Below are 21,781 nucleotides of genomic sequence, written 5' to 3' on the forward strand. Positions count from 1 at the left end.
CCCCGGCCTTGCTAATGTTCTATCGCTGTCCAGAGATGGTCAGCCCGATCCCCTGTAGCTCAACTGGCAGAGCATTCGACTGTTAATCGGAGGGTTGTTGGTTCGAGTCCAACCGGGGGAGCACGAGAAGGGCCTCTGACCTGCGGAAACGCGGGTCAGAGGCCCTTCTGCATGTGCGTGGGACCGGGGACGGCCGTCGGCGGCCCAACGTTCAGCGACCCATCCCGGGGCATTCATCCCGGGTTCGCCGTCCTCCACGAGGCTTCCTGCGCCCCCTTCGCGCGTTGGCTCGGCAGCGCATCGACGAAAAGAAGTGTCTCGCGTGCCCAGATCCCGGCCTCGTCTGCTTGCCCTGCTCACCTCGATCTCGCTCTCCCTCGCGGGCCTGATCTCCGTGGCCGCCCCCGCGAACGCGGCTGACGGCGACGTGAGGATCAGCGAGTTCTCCTCCAACAACCCCGACTTCGTCGAGCTGGTCAACACCGGGGCGGGGGCGGTCGACCTGTCCGGGTGGGTGCTGAAGGACAGCACGGAGAACAACTCCTACACGTTCCCCGCGGGCAGCTCGATCGCTGCCGGCGGGCTCCTGGCCCTCAGCGGTGAGGGCGTGACGTTCGCGTTCGGCCTGGGCAACGGCGACGCGGTGCGCCTCTTCAGCGACAGCCACCTGAGCACGCCGCTGGACTCCTACACCTACCCGGCCCACCCGGCGGCCGGCAAGAGCTACAGCCGGTGCCCGGGCAGCACCGACTTCGTCGTCGTGACGGCCTCACCCGGGACCGCCAACGCCTGTGCGACCCCCGACAGCGCCGTGCGGATCAACGAGCGCACGTCGAACAACCCGGACTTCGTCGAGCTGGTCAACACCGGTGCCGGTGCGGTCGACCTCTCCGGGTGGGTGCTGAAGGACAACGGCGACAACAACTCCTACACCTTCCCGCTCGGCAGCTCGATCGCCGCAGGTGAGCTCCTGGCCCTCAGTGGTGAGGGAGTCACGTTCGCGTTCGGCCTGGGCAACGGCGACGCGGTGCGTCTCTTCAGCGACAGCGACCTGAGCACGCCCCTGGACTCCTACACCTACCCGGCCCACCCGGCGGCCGGCAAGAGCTACGGCCGCTGCCCGAGCGGCAGCGGTGACTTCGAGGTCACCGCCACGGCCACGAAGGGTGCCGCCAACGTGTGTGCGCCCCCCGCCGGCGCGGAGAACATCAAGAGCAACGAGGTCCAGTCCGACCCGGCCGACCTGGTCGAGCTGACCAACATCGGCGAGACCAGCGTCGACATCTCCGGCTACGTGCTGAAGGACAACGACGACACGCACGTCTTCGCCGTCCCGGCCGGCACCAGCCTGGCAGCGCACGGCTACGTCGTCCTCGACGTCAACCCGTCCTTCGGCCTGGGCAAGGGTGACTCGGTCCGGCTCTACCCGCCCAACCAGGCCAGCCTGCTCGACTCCACCACCTACCCGGCGAACACGCACGCCACCAACTGGGGCCGCTGCCCCGACGGCACCGGTGACTTCGGCGTCGTGACCGACACCCTCGGCGCGGCCAACGGCTGCACGGGCGCCCCGTCCGGCCCGCCGGACGTGGTCATCAACGAGGTCGAGTCCAACGGTGACCAGGTCGCCGACTGGGTGGAGCTCAAGAACCGGTCCGCCGTCCCCGTGAGCGTGTCCGGCTGGCGCATCCTCGACAACGACCCGTCCCACGCGGCGACCCCGGTCGTCATCCCGGCCGGGACGAGCATCCCCGCCGGTGGCCACTACGCCATCTACACCGAGATCTCCCAGAGCCCGGGCTTCGGCCTCGGCGGCGCCGACAGCGTCACGCTCCTCCTGGCCGACGGTGCCACCCAGGTGGACACCACCTCGTGGACGGTCCACGCCACCACGACCCGAGGCAGGTGCCCGGACGGGACGGGTGACTTCCGCGACACGACCGCCTCCACCCGCGGCCTGCCCAACGCGTGCAGCCCGATCCGCATCAACGAGGTGGAGAGCGCCGACGGGACGCCGGGCGACTGGGTGGAGCTGGCGAACATCTCAGCCACCTCGGTCGACGTCTCGGGCTACGTCGTCAAGGACGACGACGACGCGCACGCCTACACGATCCCGGCGACGACCAGCATCGCCGCCAAGGGCTACCTGGTCCTCGACGAGAGCGTCCTCGGGTTCGCTCTCGACGCCGCCGACAGGGTCCGCCTGTTCGGCCCCGACGGCACGACCCTGATCGAGCAACACGGCTGGGCCACGACCGCCACCCAGTCCTACGCCCGCTGCAAGGACGGCCTGGGCGACTTCAAGGACTCCCGGGTGCCGACCAAGGGATCGACGAACTCCTGCCCGGGCCTGGAGACGGCACCGTGGCCCGGTGCCCAGACGGTCACCACCGCCGACCTGGCCGGAACCTTCGTGCAGGACCTGTCCGGTCTGGTCTTCGACCCGGCCGACCCGGACGTCCTGTGGGCGGCGCAGAACAAGCTCGGCACCCTCTTCAAGCTGACCCGCGACGGCGACAGCTTCGTCCCGGCCAGCGGCTGGCCGAAGAACCCGACGTACGTCGGCGGCACCGGTGCCCCGGACACCGAGGGCATCACCATCGGCCCCGACGGCTTCGTCTACCTCGCCTCCGAGCGCAACAACGCCGCCAGCGGTGTGAGCCGGATGTCGATCCTGCGCTACGACCCGTCGGCTGCCGGACCCACCTTCGCCGCGACCAACGAGTGGAACCTCACCAGCCAGATCCCAGCAGCCGGAGCCAACCTCGGACTCGAGGGAGTCGCCTTCGTGCCCGACAGCTTCCTGACGTCCAACGGCTTCAAGGACCAGAGCACGGGCGCGCTGTACAGCCCGGCGACCTACCCGCAGCACGGCACCGGGCTCTACTTCGTGGCCATCGAGGACACCGGCGACCTGATCGCCTTCGCCCTCGACTCCGACGGCACCACCTCGCACAAGATCGCCACGATCGACAGCGGCTTCGAGCACCTCGCCGACGTCGGTTTCGATCCCGAGCGGCAGCGGGTGTGGGCCGTGACCGACGACACCCATGACGGCCGGACCTCGTTGCTGAAGATCGACGGCACGGGAGCCTTCGTCGTCGACAGCGCCTACGACCGGCCCGTGGGGATGCCCAACCTCAACAACGAAGGCCTCGCCATCGCACCGCAGTCGCGCTGCGTCGGAGGCACGAAGGAGGTGCTCTGGTCCGACGACGGTGACACCGACGGACACTCCCTGCGCCGCGGCACGATCAGCTGCACCGTGCCGACCCCACCTGCACAGCCGCAGGTGGTGACCTTCACCTCGCAGCCGCCCGTCACCCCGGTCGTCGGCCAGACCTGGACCGTCACGACGCAGGGCGGGGCGTCGGGCAACCCCGTCACCCTCGCCGCAAGCGGCGCCTGCACCGTGACCGGCACGACCGTGACGTTCAGCGATCCGGGCACCTGCACCGTCAACGCGGCCCAGCAGGGCAACGCGTCCTACGAGCCCGGCTCGGCCGTCCGGACCATCACGGTGACGAGGGCGGCCACCACCACCTCGCTGACGACCGGCGCCACCGCGCAGCGCGCGACGGTCGCACCGGTCGCTCCCGGCGCCGGCACACCGACCGGCACGGTCACGTTCACGGCGAACGGGACCGGGATCGGCAGCGCCACGCTGGACGGCGGAGTCGCCACCCTCGACCAGGCCCTGCCCGCCGGCACGACGGAGGTGACGGCGACCTACGTCGGCGACAGCGACTTCACCGGCTCGAGCGGAAGCGCCGACGTGGTCATCTCGGACCCGACGATCACGGCGGAGCTCTCGTCGCCTCGTCCTGCTTCGGGCTGGTGGACCGGTCGTGTGACGGTGACGTTCGCCTGCACCCCGGGCAGCGCACCGATCACGGGCACCTGCCCGGCTCCGGTGACCTTCGACGCGGACGGAGCCGACCAGTCGGTGACCCGCGTGATCACTGCCAGCGACGGCGGAGCCGCCACCGTGCGGATCAGCAACGTCGACATCGACGGCACAGCGCCCCGGGTCGCGGTCAAGGGTGTGCGTGACGGCGTGACCTACCGGCAGGGCGCCGTGCCGAGGGCCAGGTGCCAGGCCTTCGACCGGCTCTCGGGCGTGGGCTCGTGCACCCTGAGGCGCCAGGTGGACATGACCGCCTACGGCAAGCGCGTGGTCGTCACGGCCACGGCGCTCGACGTGGCCGGCAACGAGGCGACCGACCGGCTCGTCTACAAGATCAGGAGCAGGAGGAACTAGGAGGCGGGCGCTCAGGCGAGAGCCAGGAAGAGCTTCTCCATCTTCTTGATGTCGACCCCGTCGAGGCCGTCGCCGGCCTCCAGGCACTGCTGCAGGCCGGTGGCGACGATCGCGTAGCCGCTGCGGCTCAGCGCCTTGTTGACGGCGGCCAGCTGGGTGAGCACGGTCTCGCAGGAGGAGCCCTCCTCCATCATCCGGATCACGCTGGCCAGGTGGCCGTGGGCGCGCTTCATCCGCAGGATGATCGCCTTGATGTCATCGGGCTCGAGGTCCATCGTGTGTCCGTCCTGGGGCTGCTCGGCAGTGATTTCCTGTGATTAGACCATCACCGGGCGACTGCGCGCCGGGTGCCTGGCAAATTCGATCCGACTCCGCAGCACCGAAGCGTCGCGCTACTCGTCGCCGGCCCAGCCCATGGGGAAGACCTCGAAGGATGCGGCGAGGGCGACGCCGAGGCGCTGGCCGGCCTGGCGGGCGAAGCCCTCGAGGAACTCGCGGCCGTCGAAGTGCTCCCAGCCGAGCCCGGCGATGTAGGCGCCGTGGGCCTCGAGCGAGGCGACGCCGAGGTCGAAGGTGTCGGTGGTGTCGACCCCGTGCGTCGCGTCGGGGGAGCCGGCCGCCCACACCTCGCGCACCCCACCCCACGGCTCGAGGCCGTCGACGAGCTGCTCGGCGAAGACCCACCGGTTGCCGGCGTCGCGCACCGCGTCCAGCACGGCCCGACCGACGGCGATGTGGTCGGCCTGGTTGAGGTTGCGCCCTCCGAAGGTGTCGCGGAAGTTGCCGGTCACGACGATATCGGGACGGAAGCGACGCACCTCGAGGGCGATCGCGCGCCGCAACCCCACGCCGTACTCGAGGATCCCGTCGGGGAAGCCCAGGAAGGTCACCTCGGGCACCCCCACGATGCGGGCGGACTCGACCTGCTCGGCCTCGCGGACCGGGCGGCACTCGTCGGGGGCCAGGGCGTCGATGCCGGCCTCGCCGCTGGTCACCATGCAGTAGCCGACGGTCTTGCCCTGGCCGGTCCAGCGGGCCACCGCGGCGGCGCTGCCGAACTCGAGGTCGTCGGGATGGGCGACGACGCACAGCATGCGGGACCAGGTCTCGTCGAGCGTCTGGAGGGGCGTGGGGGTGTCCATGCCCTCGAGCATGCCCCCCGACATGGGGGAGGGCCAGGGATGACGTGACACGGATCTCGCCCACCCGATGCTATTTTTGGGCGGCTCCACTCGGGACCGGGCCTCCACATCACTCTCCTCGACGGGGTCGCATGTCTGACCAGGCTGACGACGCAGCGCGCCGCGGGGTCCGTCGCGCGCAGCGACCGGCCCGCTCGTTCACGCTGCGCCGACCCGTCGGCTCTCCTCCCAGCGGCGGCTCGCGGGCGCTGCGCAGCGACCGACGTCGCGTGCGCGGCCTGCCCGGCACGCTCGGCATGACGCTGCTCGGCGCCGTCCTGCCCGGCTCGGGCTACCTCTACGCCGGACGCCGGGCGCTGGGCGCGCTCGTCCTGGTGGCCTGGCTCGCCCTGCTCGGCGGGGTGGCGTGGTACTTCGGTCGCGACCTGCGCACCGCCATCGACTTCGCACTCGACCCCACCCGGCTCAAGATCGCCGCCGTGCTCTTCGGGGTGGGCGTGGCGATCTGGTCGTTCGTGGTGTTCACGTCCTACCGGCTCGTGCGTCCCCGGGTGCGGCCGCGAGCGCACACCGTCGCCGGCAACCTGGTCGTCGGGATCCTGTGCCTGACCGCGGTCGTGCCGGCGACCTACGCCTCCCGCTACGCCGTCGCCCAGGCCGACCTGGTCGAGACCGTCTTCCAGGACAACGTCAGCGCCACCACGCCGAAGGGCGTGACCAAGGAGGACCCGTGGGGCGGGCTCGACCGGGTCAACGTCCTGCTGCTCGGCGGTGACGGGGGCGAGGGTCGCACCGGGGTGCGCACCGACACGGTGATCCTGGTCAGCATGAACACCACGACCGGCAAGACGGTCATGTTCAGCCTGCCGCGCAACATGATGTACGCCGAGTTCCCCGAGGACAGCCCGCTGCACGACCTCTACCCCGAGGGCTACGGCTCGGGCGGCACCGAGGACCCGGGTTTCTACATGCTCAACGCGATCTACGGCCAGATCCCCGAGCGGCACCCGGGAGTCCTGGGCAAGAGCGACAACGAGGGTGCCGACGCGATCAAGCAGGCCGTGGAGGGAAGCCTCGGCATCCCGGTCGACTACTACCTGCTGGTCAACCTCGCCGGCTTCCGCGAGATCGTCGACGCCATGGGCGGTGTGACGGTCAACATCAACGAGCCGGTGGCCATCGAGGGCAACACCGACGCGGGCATCCCGCCCGTCGGCTACCTCGAGCCCGGGCCTTCCCAGCACCTCGACGGCTATCACGCCCTGTGGTTCGCGCGCGGTCGCTACGGTTCCGACGACTATGCCCGGATGGACCGCCAGCGGTGCATGGTCGACGCGCTCGTCGAGGCCGCCAACCCCACCAACCTGCTGCGTCGCTACCTCGACCTCGCCGAGGCCGGCAAGGACATCGTCACCACCGACATCCCGCTCGACCTCGCGCCCGCCTTCGTCGAGCTCGCGCTCGACGTCAAGGGTGCCAAGGTGCGCTCGGTGGTCTTCAAGGCCTCCGAGCAGTTCTTCTCCGGCGACCCCGACTACGACTACGTGCGCTCGGTCGTCGAGAAGGCGATCCAGCCCAAGAAGCGCGAGCCCGGCGCCCCCAAGCCCTCCAACGGCGTCGAGGAGACCACCGACGCCTGTGCCTACGCACCGACCGGGGAGACCGTCACCGCTTCCGAGTGAGTGGGCTCACGGCCACGGGACCGGTGGGGCTGCTCGGCGTGGGCACCGGGAGATCACAGCTCCCGACGATCGAGGTCCGCATGTTCTTCTTCTTCAGCAACCGGCTCGGTTGTGCGGGCTCGTTGCTCGTCTCCCTGGCCCTGAGTGCCCTCCTGGTCCTCGTCCTCCTCCTCGTGAACCGCTGAGGCGCACCATGACCTTCCTGCTCCGTGTCCTCCTCTGGGGCGGCTACGCCCCGCCCCGCCTCGGCCGGCACCGGTCGCTCGGATCCTGGTCCGAGCCCCACGACGCCGACCGCTAGGGTCGTCGTCGTCCCGAGCGGTGTCACGGCGCCGGGACGAGGGGCGGTAGCTCAGTCGGTCAGAGCAGAGGACTCATAATCCTTGGGTCGTGGGTTCGAGCCCCACCCGCCCTACTCCCGAGCGCGACCTCGACATCCCTCCGTCGAGCACAATTCGTCGCAGACGGCCCTCACACGAGACGATGACACGTCACGTTCCGGGGAGCGGCGGAGGAGGGGACCATGACGCAGCAGGACGCGGACACGAGCGCGCCGACGTTCGACCACTACGCGCGCCTGGTCCGTCGCCTGCTCCACGTGCCGATCGGGCTGGTCTCCCTCGTCGAGCCGGACCGTCAGGTCTTCCGCGGGGCCGCCGGACTGCCCGGCCCGCTCGACGAGGTGCGGGAGACGCCCCTGTCCCACTCCTTCTGCCAGTACGTCGTCAAGGACGCGAGCCCGCTGGTGATCGGCGACGCCCGCCTCGATGCGCGCCTGGCCGGCAACCTGGCGATCGAGGAGCTCGACGTCATCGCCTACGCCGGCTGGCCCCTCACCGACGTCCGGGGCGAGGTGATCGGGTCGCTCTGCGCCATCGACTCGACCCCCCGGACCTGGACGTCCGAGGAGCTCGCGACGCTCGAGGACCTCGCGGTCGCGTGCTCGGCCGAGCTGGGGGAGCGGGAGCGCCAGCAGGCGACGGCGGCGGCCCTGGCTGCCGCCGAGGAGCTGCACGAGCGCAGCCGCGCCCTCCTCGCCCTGAGCACCGGGCTGGCCGCGACCGACACCCTGGCCGCCGTCGCCGAGTCGGTGGCGACCGTCAGCCGCGAGCAGCTGGGCTGCCAGCGCGCCGGCATGTGGCTGCGCGCCTCCGAGCTCGTCGTCGGTCCCGGCACCGGGGGCCCCTACGGCGTCTCGACGGCTGCCAAGGCCGCCGGTGAGACCCTCACCTTCATCGAGGACACCGCCTCCAGCTGGCGCTCCGCCGCCCGCTTCGCCGAGCTGCCGCTCGGCCTCGACAACCCCCTGGGTGCAGCCCTGACCGACCAGAGCCCGGTCTTCTTCGCCACCCGGGCCGCCCAGAACGAGCGCTACCCCCACCTGGCCAACCCCGCCCAGCTCGGCGAGGCGCGAGCCTTCGTGCCGCTCGTGGCCGGCGGGCGGGCCTACGGTGCGCTCGCGCTGGTCTGGCCGACGGAGCGGACCTTCTCCGAGCAGGACCGCATCACGATCGAGGCACTCGCGTCCTACACCGCCCAGGCCGTGCAGCGGGCGATCCTGCTCGAGGACCGCTCCGACGTCGCGCTGACGCTCCAGAACGCGATGCTCACCCGCCTCCCGGAGCCGCCGCACCTCGACCTGGCGGCGCGCTACCGCCCCGCCGGTGCCCGCGAGCAGGTCGGCGGTGACTGGTACGACGCGGTCGTCACCCGGGCCGGGTGGACCGACCTGATGATCGGTGACGTCATCGGCCACGACATCGAGGCCGCGGCCGTCATGGGCCAGCTGCGCAGCATGCTCCGGATGGCGTCCTGGATGTCGAGCGGGGCGCCGTCGCACGACCTCCAGCGTCTCGACCTCGCCATGCGCGACCTCGGCCTGGAGACGATCGCGAGCGCCGTCCTCGCCCGGGTCGAGGAGGTCGACGTGGACGGTCAGGCGACCTGGCGTCTGCGGTGGAGCAACGCGGGCCACCTGCCGCCGCTCCTGGTCGGGCCCGACGGCTCCGCGCGCTTCCTCGACAGCCCATCCGGCAGCTCACCCCTCCTCGGGGTCGCCCCCGAGACCGTGCGCCACGACGACGACGCTCCGGTCCTTGCCGGATCCCTGCTGCTGCTCTACACCGACGGACTCCTCGAGCGCCGCAGCGAGTCCCTCGACGTGGGGCTCGCTCGCCTGCGTGACCTGGCCTCGAGGACGTCGACGAGCGACCTCGACGCCTTCCTCGACCAGCTCCTCGAGGAGCTGGGCGGTGACAGCCGGGGCCTGGAGGACGACGTCGCCCTGCTCGCGGTGCGGTTCGGCTCGCTCCAGCCCTAGGAGGCGGTGTACGTCGCCTGGTAGCTGCTCAGCAACGCGCGGCCCTCGTCGAGGGCGGCCTCGAGCGGACCGAGGAGGTCGACGGCACCGTCGGTGGTGCCGGAGTCGCCGAGCCACTCGAGCTCGCGCGCCGCTGCGGCCGACGTCACGACGCCGAGGTTGAGCGCGCTGCCGGCGAGCTTGTGCGCGGCCTGCCGCATCTGGTCGGCGTCGCCCGCCAGCACGTGCTCGCGGATGGTCTCGACCGCGGTGACGGAGTTGGTCCGGAAGTTGTTGATCGCCCGGTCCAGATAGCTGGTGTTGCCCGGGTCGAGGTCGCGCAGCATGTCGAGCCGCTCGACGTCGAGGCCGTCGATGGGCGGGGTAGGCGGGAGCACGAGGACATCATCGCCCACGGGAGGCTCCTCGTGAGGCTTTCCGGCCCACCGTGCCAGCGCTTCGCCCAAGGCACCCGGGTCGACCGGCTTGGTGAGGTAGTCGTCCATGCCCGCCTCGAGGCACCGCTCGCGCTCCCCGTCGACGGCGGCGGCCGTCATCGCGATCACCGGCGTACGACGCCCGCCACCCTCGATCTCCCGCAGGGCACGGGTCGCGGCGTAGCCGTCCATGCGGGGCATCTGCACGTCCATCAGCACCACGTCGAAGGCGCGGCGGGCGAGCACCTCGAGGGCGGCGAGCCCGTCGTCGGCGAGCTCGACGGTGTAGCCCATGGACTCCAGCAGCCCGCCCGCGACCATCTGGTTGACCGCGTTGTCCTCGACCACGAGCACGTGCTGCCCGCGGTGGTGCTTCTCCGCAGGTGCCGCCGGCCGGGGTGCGACCAGGGGACGCGGCGCGCTGACGGCGACGCTCGCCATCGAGGCGGTGAACGTGAAGGTGCTGCCGCTCGGCACGTGGGGGCTGTAGGAGATCGTGCCTCCCAGCGCCTCGACGATCTCCTTGGAGATGGCCAGCCCGAGGCCGGTGCCGCCGTAGAGGCGGGTGGTGGAGGAGTCGGCCTGGGTGAACGGCGCGAAGAGCCCGGGCACCTCCTCGGGGGCGATGCCGATCCCGGTGTCGCTCACCTCCACCGTCAGCACGAAGCCGTCATCCCGCGGGGCTGCGCGTGCGCAGGCGCGCACCTCGCCCACGTCGGTGAACTTCACGGCGTTGGACAGCAGGTTGGACAGCACCTGGGCCAGCCGCGTCGGGTCGCCGCCGAGCCGCTCGGGCACGCTGTCGTCACACTCGACGACGAGTCCGATGCCCTTGCTGCGAGCGGCTTCTGCCATCACGCTGGCCACTTCGTCGAGGAGTGGGCGGAGCTCGAAGTCGACCTGCTCCAGCTCGAGCCTGCCGGCCTCGATCTTGGAGAAGTCGAGCACGTCGTTGATGACGCTCATCAAGGCCCTGCTGGCGACCTGGACACCGGCGGCGAGCCGCTGCTGCTCGGGGTCGAGCGCGGTCCTCATGAGGAGGTCGTTGAGGCCGATCACGCCGTTGAGCGGGGTGCGGATCTCGTGGCTCATCGTCGCGAGGAACTCCGACTTCTGTCGTGAGGCCTCCATCGCGTCGTCGCGTGCGTCGGCGAGCACCCGCTGGGTGTGCTCCCGCTCCGCGACCTGGCCGAGCTGGAGCGCGATCGACTCGACCATGTCCTGGATCATCTGGTGGCGGTAGAGCGGCGGGTCGGAGGCGATGGTGACGATGGCGTGGACCACGTCGTCGTACATCACGTTGAAGGCGATCGTGAGCCGATCCTCGCTCCACACCGTGGCGCGGGCCAGGTGGGCCCGGGTCGCCAGCGCGAGCTCGCGGGCGGTCTCCTCGGGGGTCCGCTGGTCGGCCTCGCGGTCGGCATCGGTGATGTAGAGCGGCGCGACGGTGCCGTCGTCGGCCACGGTGAAGGCTCGCGCCCGTCGCCAGTCGTCGTGCAGCACCACCAGGCTGCGGGCGTGGCTGAGCACGTCGGTGAGCGTGTGCGCCTCGTTGGCGGCGCTCGCCACGGTCTGCATGAGCACGTTCTGGCGGAGGAGGTCGAGCAGGGCGATCTCGGCCTCCTTCACCTCGGTGATGTCCTGGTGCGTGCCGGACATCGAGAGGACCTCGCCGTTGTCGTCGCGACGCACGATCCCGCGTCCGCGTGTCCAGATCCAGTCGTCCCTGCCGCGGATGCGCGCGACGAAGACGAACTCCTCGCCAGTCTCGATCGACGTGGCCACCGACTCCTCGACCGTGGCCAGGTCGTCGGGGTGCACCATCGCGAGGAAGAGGGCGTAGGTGTGGGGGAAGGTCTCGTCCGTGAGGCCGTAGATCTCGCTGAGCCACGCCGACGCGGTGATCTTGTCGGCCACCAGGTCCCAGTCCCAGCTGCCGACGCGGGCGATGCGCTGTGCCTCGGCCAGGCGCTCGCGGCTCGCCTCGAGCTCGTTGATGGTGGCCCGGCGGTCCGTGAACTCCGAGATCCGGTGCAGGATCGCGGTGATCGAGCCGTCGGGGGAGCGCAGGGCGCTCTCGCGCACCAGGATCCAGGTGGTGGAGCCGTCGTGCCGGACGAACTGGCACTCCACCTCGTTGTCGTTGAGCTCGCCGCGCCGCACGCCGACGAGGTGCTCGTCGAACTGGGCGCGTCCCTGCTGGTCGAGGGTGTCGAAGACCGTGACGCGCATGAAGTCGTCGCGGGGCACGCCGTACATCCGGGCGAGCTCGGCGTTGGCGTAGAGCGTGTTGCCCTGGAGGTCGAAGACCCAGATCCCGTCAGGAGACGTCTCCACGATGTCGCGGTAGAGCTCCGGGAGGTCCATCACGCCTCTCCGGAGATGAGGTACTCGCCGTCGACGTAGGCGAGCGCCAGGTCGATGTCCTCGGTGCGGGTCTCGGTGGTGCGCCCGGTGTCGTAGTCGTAGCGGTAGGTGTAGGAGACCGTCAGGTTCTCCGCATCGGCCGAGATGTTGAGCACCTCGACGTTGCTCACCGACCCCCAGAAGTCGTCGTAGCCGGGGCTCTGGGCCTGGAAGCCGGGGGTCAGCAACCGGAAGCCGGCCGCGGGGTCGCTGCTCGCCGTCCGGAGGTAGTCCTCGGTGAAGCTGACGATGCCCCGGGCGGTCGGCTGGTCGGCCGGGGCGGACGTCGGCGACGACGGTGACGAGGCCGAGGTGGAGGGGGTGCCGCTCTGGCCGGTGCCGTCACCGCGGTCGAGCCCGACGAGGACGCCGATGACCGTGAGCAGCGCGACGACCACGACGCCCACCAGGATCGGCAGCAGCCGTGAGGGACGTCGGGACGGTCGACCGCCCGGGTCGGCGGTGGGCTGGGGCAGGATCCGGGACATGACCTGGGTCGAGGACGACCCCGTGTCGGCCGCGAGCGTACGACGGGCGGGCACCGGCCGTGGGGGAGTCGCCGAGGGGCCGGCGCGGAGGAAGTCCACGACCTGTTGCATCGACCAGCGACCCCCGGGGTCGACGGTCATGCTCGAGTCGAGCACGGGGGTGAGCCAACCGGCGGTGTCGAGCCGGGGCGGCTCCTCGTGCACGATCCGGTAGAGGCCGCCGATGACGTTGTCGCCGATGTCGTAGGGCGGCGCGCCGGCCAGCGCGTGGAAGAGCGTCGCGCCCAGCGACCAGACGTCGCTCAGGTCGGTGGCCTGTCGCCCGGACGCGACCTCGGGGGAGATGTAGGCCGGGGAGCCCGTGACCAGACCGGTCTGTGTCAATGACGCATCCGCCTCGGCACGGGCGATGCCGAAGTCCGAGAGCTTCACCTGGCCGTCGGGCGTGACCAGGATGTTGGAGGGCTTGACGTCGCGGTGGACGATCCCGGCCTCGTGCGCTGCGGCCAGCGCCTCCGCGGCCTGCGCGACGATCGCGGCTGCCTGGTCCACGGGGAGTGCGCCGCTGGTCCGGACGAGCTCGGCGAGCGTGCTGCCCTCGACGTACTCCATCACCAGCCACTGCGCGTCGTCCTCGTCGACGAGGTCGAACACCGCGACCACGTGCGGGTGGTTGAGCCGCGCCGCCAGGCGCGCCTCACGCTCGGCGCGCAGGAGGTCGGGGCTGCTGCCACCGGGCGCCATGCCGATGCGCTTGATCGCGACCTGACGTCCGAGCACCTCGTCGCGCCCGAGCCAGACCGCGCCCATGCCTCCTCGCCCGATCTCCCGGTCGAGCGAGTACCTGCCTGCGATCACTGCGTCCTCCTCCGGCCCAACCCTAGTAGTCGAATACCCGTTGGGCGCCCCGTACGTCGATACGGCAGGCTGGTGCCCGGCAGCACCGGACCCGAAAGGCTTGTCGTGACCCTCGATCCCACCCTCCTGGACGACCTCGAGTGGCGCGGCCTCATCGCGCACTCGACGGACCTGGACGCCCTCCGTGAGGCGTTCAGCAGCGGGAGCGTGCGGTTCTACGTCGGTTTCGACCCCACCGCGCCGAGCCTCCACATGGGTCACCTCGTGCAGATCCTCACGGCCAAGCGTTTGCAGGACGCCGGGCACACGCCCTTCGCGCTCGTGGGCGGCGCCACCGGGATGATCGGCGATCCCAAGGAGGCGGGCGAGCGGGTGATGAACACCGCCGAGACCGTCCAGGAGTGGGTCGGGCGGGTGCGCAGCCAGATCGAGCCGTTCCTCTCCTTCGAGGGCGACAACGCCGCCACGATGGTCAACAACCTCGACTGGACCGCGCCGATGTCGACGATCGACTTCCTGCGCGACATCGGCAAGCACTTCCCCGTCAACCGGATGCTCGCCCGCGACGTCGTCCGCACCCGCCTCGAGTCCGGCATCAGCTACACCGAGTTCAGCTATGTGCTGCTCCAGTCCATGGACTACCTCAACCTGCACCGCGACCACGGTGTGACCCTGCAGTTCGGCGGCTCCGACCAGTGGGGCAACCTCACGGCCGGCGTCGAGCTGATCCGTCGCACCGACGGGCACAAGGTGCACGCGATCGCGACACCGCTGATGACCAAGGCCGACGGCACCAAGTACGGCAAGACCGACGGTGGCGCCCTCTGGCTCGATCCGGACATGCTCTCGCCCTACGCCTTCCACCAGTTCTGGCTCAACGCCGAGGACGAGAAGATCGGTGAGCTCCTGCGCGTCTTCACCTTCCTGTCGCGCGAGGAGATCGAGGCCCTGGAGGCTCGGCACGCCGAGAAGCCGTTCCTCCGGGAGGGTCAGAAGACCCTGGCCGACGAGGTGACGGCCCTCGTGCACGGAGCCGTGGAGATGGAGCAGGCGAAGGCCGCTGCCGCTGCGCTGTTCGGTGGCGGTGAGCTGACGGGCCTGTCCACGGCGACCCTGGCGGCCGCCCTGCAGGAGACCGGCACGGCGCGGGTCGACCGGGCAGCCGGGATCCCGGGGGTGGTGGACCTGCTCGTGGAGACCGGGCTCGCCAAGAGCAAGGGTGAGGCTCGTCGTACGGTCTCGGAGGGCGGCGCCTACCTCAACAACGTCCGGGTCGACGACCCCGACGCGGTGCCCACGGAGGCCGACCTGATCGGTGGGTCCTGGCTGGTCCTGCGCCGGGGCAAGAAGAAGTTCGCCGGCGTCGAGGTCGTCTGAGCCCATGACCGAGGACGCGCGCTGGCTCTCCGGACTGGAGGAGCAGGCGCGCGCCCGGCTCTCCGGTCCCGTCTTCGAGTACGTCGCACAGGGGGCGCGCGAGGGCCGCACCGCGGCGAGGGCCGTCGACACCTGGTCGTCGGTCGAGCTCCACCCCCACGTCCTGCGCGACGTGACCGACGTGGAGCTCGGGACCGACCTGCTGGGCACGGGGGTGGGTGTGCCCTGGGGCGTGGCCCCCACGACGCTGCAGCGGGCTGTGCACCCTGACGGGGAGCTGGCGATGGCGCGGGCGACCGCGGAGGCCGGCGGGGTCATGGTGGTCTCGTCCAACGCCGGCACCAGGTTCTCGCTGATCGGCGACACCGGAGTGCACTGGTGGCTCCAGGCATACCTTCCCGCGGACCGGACGTTGGCGGTGCCGATGCTGGACCGTGCGGTGGCGGCCGGCGCCTCCGCGGTGGTCCTCACGGTGGACACACCGGTGGTCGGCACCAAGTACCCCACGGGTCGCGTCGTCTGGGACGTGGTGGACCCCGCGCAGCTGCGGGTCAACTTCGATGCCGGGCACGACGACCAGCCGGGGTCCGACAAGGCACTCGACCTGGGGCCCCACGACCTCGACTGGCTCGCGGAGCACACCGGGCTGCCGGTCGTCGTGAAGGGCGTCCTCCGACCCGACGACGCCGTGCGCTGCGTCCAGGCCGGCGCACGAGCGGTGTGGGTCTCCAACCACGGCGGACGGCAGCTGGACCGAGCAGTGTCGACGGCCGCCGTCGTGCGCGACGTGATCGCGGCCGTGGGGGACCAGGCCCAGGTCTACGTCGACGGGGGAGTGCGGTCGGGACTCGACGTGGTCGCGGCGCTGTCCCTGGGTGCGGATGCGGTCTTCCTGGGCCGGCTGGCGCTCTATGCGCTCACGGATGGTGAACCAGGAGTGGCCCGGATGCATCGGGAAGTGGGCTCCCAGGTGGTCGAGACGATGCGTCTCTGCGGCTGTCGCACCCTGGCGGACGTGGCCGCCCTCAGCGCCCCACCAGCCCCAAACCGCCTCTGACCTGCGCAAACGCGATTGTGGCCCGCGTCACGTCCACTCGATTTGGCACTTCTGAGGAACTCCTCTAATGTTTTCCATGTCGCCAGGGAGCGGCGGGGAGCAAGACCGAGAGGTCGGGCTCCCGGCCCCGAGGTAGACACCCACCAGAATCCTTCACCGGATGATCGTCACCGGCTTCGAGCCACAGACGAGAGCCCGGGGAAGAGTCGTGTGGGAACCAGTGTCCTAGGGGCGACGGGAAACCGTCAACTCTGGTGTGCGTCTGATCTTTGAGAACTCAACAGTGTGTCATAGTCGATGAATTAGTTTGTATGCCCTCATCTTAATTGTTTGTGGGTTTGTTTTTTCGGCAGTTAATGATTCTGGCAATTGTCAGTTTTGTTTTTTGTCGGGTTTGAATTTTCTACGGAGAGTTTGATCCTGGCTCAGGACGAACGCTGGCGGCGTGCTTAACACATGCAAGTCGAGCGGTAAGGCCCTTTCGGGGGTACACGAGCGGCGAACGGGTGAGTAACACGTGAGTAATCTGCCCTCCACTTGGGGATAAGCTTCGGAAACGGGGTCTAATACCTGATACGACGACTACCTGCATGGGTTGGTCGTGGAAAGTTTTTTCGGTGGAGGATGTGCTCGCGGCCTATCAGCTTGTTGGTGGGGTAATGGCCTACCAAGGCTTCGACGGGTAGCCGGCCTGAGAGGGTGACCGGCCACACTGGGACTGAGACACGGCCCAGACTCCTACGGGAGGCAGCAGTGGGGAATATTGGACAATGGGCGGAAGCCTGATCCAGCAACGCCGCGTGAGGGATGACGGCCTTCGGGTTGTAAACCTCTTTCAGTACCGACGAAGCGCCCGTTGTGGGTGGTGACGGTAGGTACAGAAGAAGCACCGGCCAACTACGTGCCAGCAGCCGCGGTAATACGTAGGGTGCGAGCGTTGTCCGGAATTATTGGGCGTAAAGGGCTCGTAGGCGGTTTGTCGCGTCGGGAGTGAAAACACCGGGCTTAACTCGGTGCCTGCTTTCGATACGGGCAGACTAGAGGTATGCAGGGGAGAACGGAATTCCTGGTGTAGCGGTGAAATGCGCAGATATCAGGAGGAACACCGGTGGCGAAGGCGGTTCTCTGGGCATTACCTGACGCTGAGGAGCGAAAGTGTGGGGAGCGAACAGGATTAGATACCCTGGTAGTCCACACCGTAAACGTTGGGCGCTAGGTGTGGGGCCTATTCCATGGGTTCCGTGCCGCAGCTAACGCATTAAGCGCCCCGCCTGGGGAGTACGGCCGCAAGGCTAAAACTCAAAGGAATTGACGGGGGCCCGCACAAGCGGCGGAGCATGCGGATTAATTCGATGCAACGCGAAGAACCTTACCTGGGTTTGACATATGCCGGAAAGCCCCAGAGATGGGGCCCCTTTTAGTCGGTATACAGGTGGTGCATGGCTGTCGTCAGCTCGTGTCGTGAGATGTTGGGTTAAGTCCCGCAACGAGCGCAACCCTCGTTCTATGTTGCCAGCACGTAATGGTGGGGACTCATAGGAGACTGCCGGGGTCAACTCGGAGGAAGGTGGGGATGACGTCAAGTCATCATGCCCCTTATGTCCAGGGCTTCACGCATGCTACAATGGCCGGTACAAAGGGCTGCGATGCTGTAAGGCGGAGCGAATCCCAAAAAGCCGGTCTCAGTTCGGATTGGGGTCTGCAACTCGACCCCATGAAGTCGGAGTCGCTAGTAATCGCAGATCAGCAACGCTGCGGTGAATACGTTCCCGGGCCTTGTACACACCGCCCGTCACGTCACGAAAGTCGGCAACACCCGAAGCCGGTGGCCCAACCCTTGTGGAGGGAGCCGTCGAAGGTGGGGCTGGCGATTGGGACGAAGTCGTAACAAGGTAGCCGTACCGGAAGGTGCGGCTGGATCACCTCCTTTCTAAGGAGCACACGCCCCGCACGCCTGGCATCCGTCCAGGTGGCAATGGTGGTGTTCACTAGTGGAATCATCGATGAACGCTGAAGCTGGCGTGTGGCATCTCTGAGTACGGCCCTCAACGTGAGTTGTGGGTGTGGAAAACGGGGTGTATGCGCGTGGGTGGAGGAGTTGACACACTGTTGGGCCCTGAGAGATCAGGCCGGCCCCCTGTTGGGGGGTGTTGGGTCTGGTGTTTTCTTGGTGTTTGAAACTTTGATAGTGGACGCGAGCATCTACATGATGACCGCAGACGTCACCCAGGATCTGGGATCGGCTTTCGGGCTGGTTGCGGGTTGGTGGGTGGGTTTTGTGTGTTGTTGTGTGTTTGTTTTTGTAGTGTGTGTCTTTGTTGTTTTTGTTGAGTGTTTGTGTTGACAAGCTGTAAAGGGCACACGGTGGATGCCTTGGCATCGAGAGCCGATGAAGGACGTTGGAGCCTGCGATAAGCCCTGGGGAGTTGGCAACCGAGCTGTGATCCGGGGGTGTCCGAATGGGGAAACCCAGCTGGAGTCATGTCCAGTTACCCACATCTGAATAAAATAGGGTGTGTGGAGGGAACGTGGGGAAGTGAAACATCTCAGTACCCATAGGAAGAGAAAACAAAAGTGATTCCGAGAGTAGTGGCGAGCGAAATCGGATGAGGCTAAACCATGTGCGTGTGATACCCGGCAGGGGTTGCGCATGTGGGGTTGTGGGAGCATTCATATTCGTCTGCCGGCGGATGAGACAGTAAGAAAACCAAAGTGAAGTCCAAGCCCATTGGAAAGTGGCGCCGTAGAGGGTGATAGCCCCGTAAGTGTAAGCTTTGGTCTGTCGAGTGATTTCCCAAGTAACACGGAACTCCTGAAATTCCGTGTGAATCTGGCGGGACCACCCGTTAAGCCTAAATACTTCTCGATGACCGATAGCGGACTAGTACCGTGAGGGAAAGGTGAAAAGTACCCCTGGCGGGGAGTGAAATAGTACCTGAAACCGTGTGCCTACAATCCGTCAGAGCGGTCCCTTCGGGGGTTGTGATGGCGTGCCTTTTGAAGAATGAGCCTGCGAGTTAGCGTTGTGTTGCGAGGTTAACCCGTGTGGGGTAGCCGTAGCGAAAGCGAGTCCGAATAGGGCGTTTGAGTAGCACGATCTAGACCCGAAGCGAAGTGATCTATCCATGGGCAGGTTGAAGCGCGGGTAAGACCGCGTGGAGGACCGAACCCACTTAGGTTGAAAACTGAGGGGATGACCTGTGGATAGGGGTGAAAGGCCAATCAAACTTCGTGATAGCTGGTTCTCCCCGAAATGCATTTAGGTGCAGCGTTGCGTGTTTCTTGCCGGAGGTAGAGCACTGGATAGCTAATGGGCCCTACCAGGTTACTGACGTTAGCCAAACTCCGAATGCCGGTAAGTGAGAGCGCAGCAGTGAGACAGTGGGGGATAAGCTCCATTGTCGAGAGGGAAACAGCCCAGACCATCAGCTAAGGCCCCTAAGCGGTGACTAAGTGGAAAAGGATGTGGAGTCGCAGTGACAACCAGGAGGTTGGCTTGGAAGCAGCCACCCTTGAAAGAGTGCGTAATAGCTCACTGGTCAAGTGATTCCGCGCCGACAATGTAGCGGGGCTCAAGTCATCCGCCGAAGCTATGGCATTCACATATATAACTTAGCCTTCGTGGTTCAGGTGTGTGGATGGGTAGGGGAGCGTCGTGTCGCGGGTGAAGCATCGGAGTGATCCAGGTGTGGACGCGACACGAGTGAGAATGCAGGCATGAGTAGCGAATGAAGAGTGAGAAACTCTTCCGCCGAATGATCAAGGGTTCCAGGGTCAAGCTAATCTGCCCTGGGTAAGTCGGGACCTAAGGCGAGGCCGACAGGCGTAGTCGATGGACAACGGGTTGATATTCCCGTACCGGCAAAGTAGCGCCCATGATGAACCCGGTGATGCTAACCATCCGAAACTCATTGGACCGGACCCTTCGGGGCGAGGCTGGTGAGCGTAGCGTGGGATCCGAACCGGTAGTAGTCAAGCGATGGGGTGACGCAGGAAGGTAGACCAGCCGTGGCGATGGTTGTCCACGGGTAAGCAGGTAGGGTGTGTTCTAGGCAAATCCGGAACACTGTCTTTGATGACGTGCCTGAGACGTGATGCCGACCCCGTATGGGGGAAGTGGTTGATCCTATGCTGTCGAGAAAAACCTCTAGCGAGCTATACGCCGCCCGTACCCCAAACCGACTCAGGTGATCAGGTAGAGAATACTAAGGCGATCGAGCGAACCATGGTTAAGGAACTCGGCAAAATGCCCCCGTAACTTCGGGAGAAGGGGGGCCCGAACCGTCAAGGCTCTTGCAGCCGGCAGCGGGGAGGGCCGCAGAGACCAGGCCCAAGCGACTGTTTACTAAAAACACAGGTCCGTGCGAAGTTGTAAGACGATGTATACGGACTGACTCCTGCCCGGTGCTGGAAGGTTAAGGGGACCGGTCAACCACGCAAGTGGTGAAGCTGAGAACTTAAGCCCCAGTAAACGGCGGTGGTAACTATAACCATCCTAAGGTAGCGAAATTCCTTGTCGGGTAAGTTCCGACCTGCACGAATGGAGTAACGACTTGGGCGCTGTCTCAACCGTGGACTCGGCGAAATTGCACTACGAGTAAAGATGCTCGTTACGCGCGGCAGGACGGAAAGACCCCGGGACCTTTACTATAGTTTGGTATTGGTGTTTGGTTCGGCTTGTGTAGGATAGGTGGGAGACTGTGAAGCGGCCACGCCAGTGGTTGTGGAGTCAACGTTGAAATACCACTCTGGTCGTACTAGATATCTAACCTAGGTCCGTAATCCGGATCAGGGACAGTGCCTGATGGGTAGTTTAACTGGGGCGGTTGCCTCCTAAAATGTAACGGAGGCGCTCAAAGGTTCCCTCAGCCTGGTTGGCAATCAGGTGGCGAGTGTAAGTGCACAAGGGAGCTTGACTGTGAGACAGACATGTCGAGCAGGGACGAAAGTCGGAACTAGTGATCCGGCGCCAGCAGGTGGAAGCGGCGTCGCTCAACGGATAAAAGGTACCCCGGGGATAACAGGCTGATCTTCCCCAAGAGTCCATATCGACGGGATGGTTTGGCACCTCGATGTCGGCTCGTCGCATCCTGGGGCTGGAGTAGGTCCCAAGGGTTGGGCTGTTCGCCCATTAAAGCGGCACGCGAGCTGGGTTTAGAACGTCGTGAGACAGTTCGGTCCCTATCCGCCGCGCGCGCAGGAAACTTGAGAAAGGCTGTCCCTAGTACGAGAGGACCGGGATGGACGAACCTCTGGTGTGCCAGTTGTCCCGCCAGGGGCACGGCTGGTTAGCTACGTTCGGAAGTGATAACCGCTGAATGCATCTAAGCGGGAAGCACGTTTCAAGATGAGGTTTCCCACCACGTAAGTGGGTAAGGCCCCCAACAGATTATTGGGTTGATAGGCCGGAGGTATACAGCAGCAATGCCCAGCCGACCGGTACTAATAGGCCGAGGGCTTGTCTCACAAACCCTCAACTGAAACCACAATTCCGCGCACTACGAAACAACAACCCCTAGGGTTTGTTCGCGTCCACATCAAAGACCACCCGGTCTTCGCCACCACGACCCATCTTGGGTCGTCGACAGGCGGGGTATGCGGGTCATAGAGTTACGGCGGTCATAGCGGCAGGGAAACACCCGGTCCCATCCCGAACCCGGAAGTTAAGCCTGCCAGCGCCAATGGTACTGCAGTCGAGAGGCTGTGGGAGAGTAGGACGCCGCCGGACAAATATTGCGCAGGGCCACCTCACACGAGGTGGCCCTGCTGCTATT

At 66.9% G+C, this 21,781-nt stretch carries 10 protein-coding genes, 2 tRNA genes and 3 rRNA genes; 11 read left to right on the plus strand and 4 right to left on the minus strand.

Features of this window, described 5'->3' with window-relative positions; translation table 11 throughout:
- Positions 1-48 precede the first annotated feature (48 nt).
- A tRNA-Asn gene (locus tag AAG827_RS07815) sits at positions 49-121 on the plus strand.
- A gap of 201 nt (positions 122-322) precedes the next feature.
- Complete coding sequence (locus AAG827_RS07820) at positions 323-4,261, plus strand: lamin tail domain-containing protein (RefSeq protein ID WP_341925337.1); 3,939 nt, start codon at positions 323-325, stop codon at positions 4,259-4,261.
- An 11-nt stretch (positions 4,262-4,272) separates the two neighbouring features.
- Here the strand turns inward: AAG827_RS07820 and AAG827_RS07825 are convergent, their stop codons facing one another.
- Together AAG827_RS07825 and AAG827_RS07830 are read right to left on the minus strand one after the other, a co-directional pair.
- Positions 4,273-4,536 (minus strand): metal-sensitive transcriptional regulator, encoded by a 264-nt coding sequence (locus AAG827_RS07825; RefSeq protein ID WP_341925338.1) that lies wholly within the window; start codon positions 4,534-4,536, stop codon positions 4,273-4,275.
- A gap of 117 nt (positions 4,537-4,653) precedes the next feature.
- Positions 4,654-5,403, minus strand: coding sequence for a PIG-L deacetylase family protein (locus tag AAG827_RS07830; protein WP_341925339.1), 750 nt, complete (start codon positions 5,401-5,403; stop codon positions 4,654-4,656).
- A 131-nt stretch (positions 5,404-5,534) separates the two neighbouring features.
- On the opposite strand from AAG827_RS07830, the gene AAG827_RS07835 reads away from it, so the two are divergent.
- The 4 genes from AAG827_RS07835 to AAG827_RS07850 all read left to right on the plus strand — a co-directional run bounded on the left by AAG827_RS07835 (position 5,535) and on the right by AAG827_RS07850 (position 9,405).
- Positions 5,535-7,085 carry an LCP family protein gene (locus AAG827_RS07835; RefSeq protein ID WP_341925340.1) on the plus strand — a complete coding sequence of 517 codons (1,551 nt, stop codon included), beginning with the start codon at positions 5,535-5,537 and terminating at the stop codon, positions 7,083-7,085.
- Positions 7,082-7,270, plus strand: coding sequence for a hypothetical protein (locus tag AAG827_RS07840; RefSeq protein WP_341925341.1), 189 nt, complete (start codon positions 7,082-7,084; stop codon positions 7,268-7,270). The genes AAG827_RS07835 and AAG827_RS07840 overlap by 4 nt, the downstream gene beginning before the upstream one ends.
- A gap of 156 nt (positions 7,271-7,426) precedes the next feature.
- Positions 7,427-7,500: transfer RNA gene (locus tag AAG827_RS07845), tRNA-Ile, on the plus strand.
- 108 nt (positions 7,501-7,608) lie between these two features.
- Positions 7,609-9,405, plus strand: coding sequence for a SpoIIE family protein phosphatase (locus AAG827_RS07850; protein ID WP_341925342.1), 1,797 nt, complete (start codon positions 7,609-7,611; stop codon positions 9,403-9,405).
- On the opposite strand, the gene AAG827_RS07855 is transcribed toward AAG827_RS07850, so the two are convergent.
- The gene (locus AAG827_RS07855; RefSeq protein ID WP_341925344.1) at positions 9,402-12,188 is read right to left on the minus strand and encodes a response regulator; all 2,787 of its coding nucleotides are present in this window, start codon (positions 12,186-12,188) and stop codon (positions 9,402-9,404) included. The genes AAG827_RS07850 and AAG827_RS07855 overlap by 4 nt on opposite strands.
- Positions 12,188-13,573: a serine/threonine-protein kinase gene (locus AAG827_RS07860; RefSeq protein WP_341925345.1), complete on the minus strand. Its 1,386-nt coding sequence runs from the start codon at positions 13,571-13,573 to the stop codon at positions 12,188-12,190. Before AAG827_RS07860 ends, AAG827_RS07855 begins: the two co-directional genes overlap by 1 nt.
- Positions 13,574-13,678: 105 nt before the next feature.
- Here AAG827_RS07860 and tyrS point away from each other — a divergent pair, with 105 nt between their 5' ends.
- The 5 genes from tyrS (at position 13,679) to rrf (ending at position 21,735) form a co-directional block, all read left to right on the plus strand.
- Entirely contained in the window at positions 13,679-14,950 is a 1,272-nt protein-coding gene (gene tyrS / locus AAG827_RS07865; protein ID WP_341925346.1) for a tyrosine--tRNA ligase, read from the plus strand.
- A 4-nt stretch (positions 14,951-14,954) separates the two neighbouring features.
- The gene (locus tag AAG827_RS07870) at positions 14,955-16,007 is read left to right on the plus strand and encodes an alpha-hydroxy acid oxidase (RefSeq protein WP_341925347.1); all 1,053 of its coding nucleotides are present in this window, start codon (positions 14,955-14,957) and stop codon (positions 16,005-16,007) included.
- A 402-nt stretch (positions 16,008-16,409) separates the two neighbouring features.
- Positions 16,410-17,937: ribosomal RNA gene (locus tag AAG827_RS07875) — 16S ribosomal RNA — on the plus strand.
- 411 nt (positions 17,938-18,348) lie between these two features.
- Positions 18,349-21,473, plus strand: a 23S ribosomal RNA gene (locus AAG827_RS07880).
- 145 nt (positions 21,474-21,618) lie between these two features.
- Positions 21,619-21,735: ribosomal RNA gene (rrf, locus tag AAG827_RS07885) — 5S ribosomal RNA — on the plus strand.
- The 16S, 23S and 5S rRNA genes sit together here, the layout of an rRNA operon.
- Positions 21,736-21,781 lie beyond the last annotated feature (46 nt).

Origin of the sequence: Nocardioides psychrotolerans, assembly GCF_943371775.1 — a bacterium.
GTDB lineage: Bacteria > Actinomycetota > Actinomycetes > Propionibacteriales > Nocardioidaceae > Nocardioides > Nocardioides psychrotolerans_A.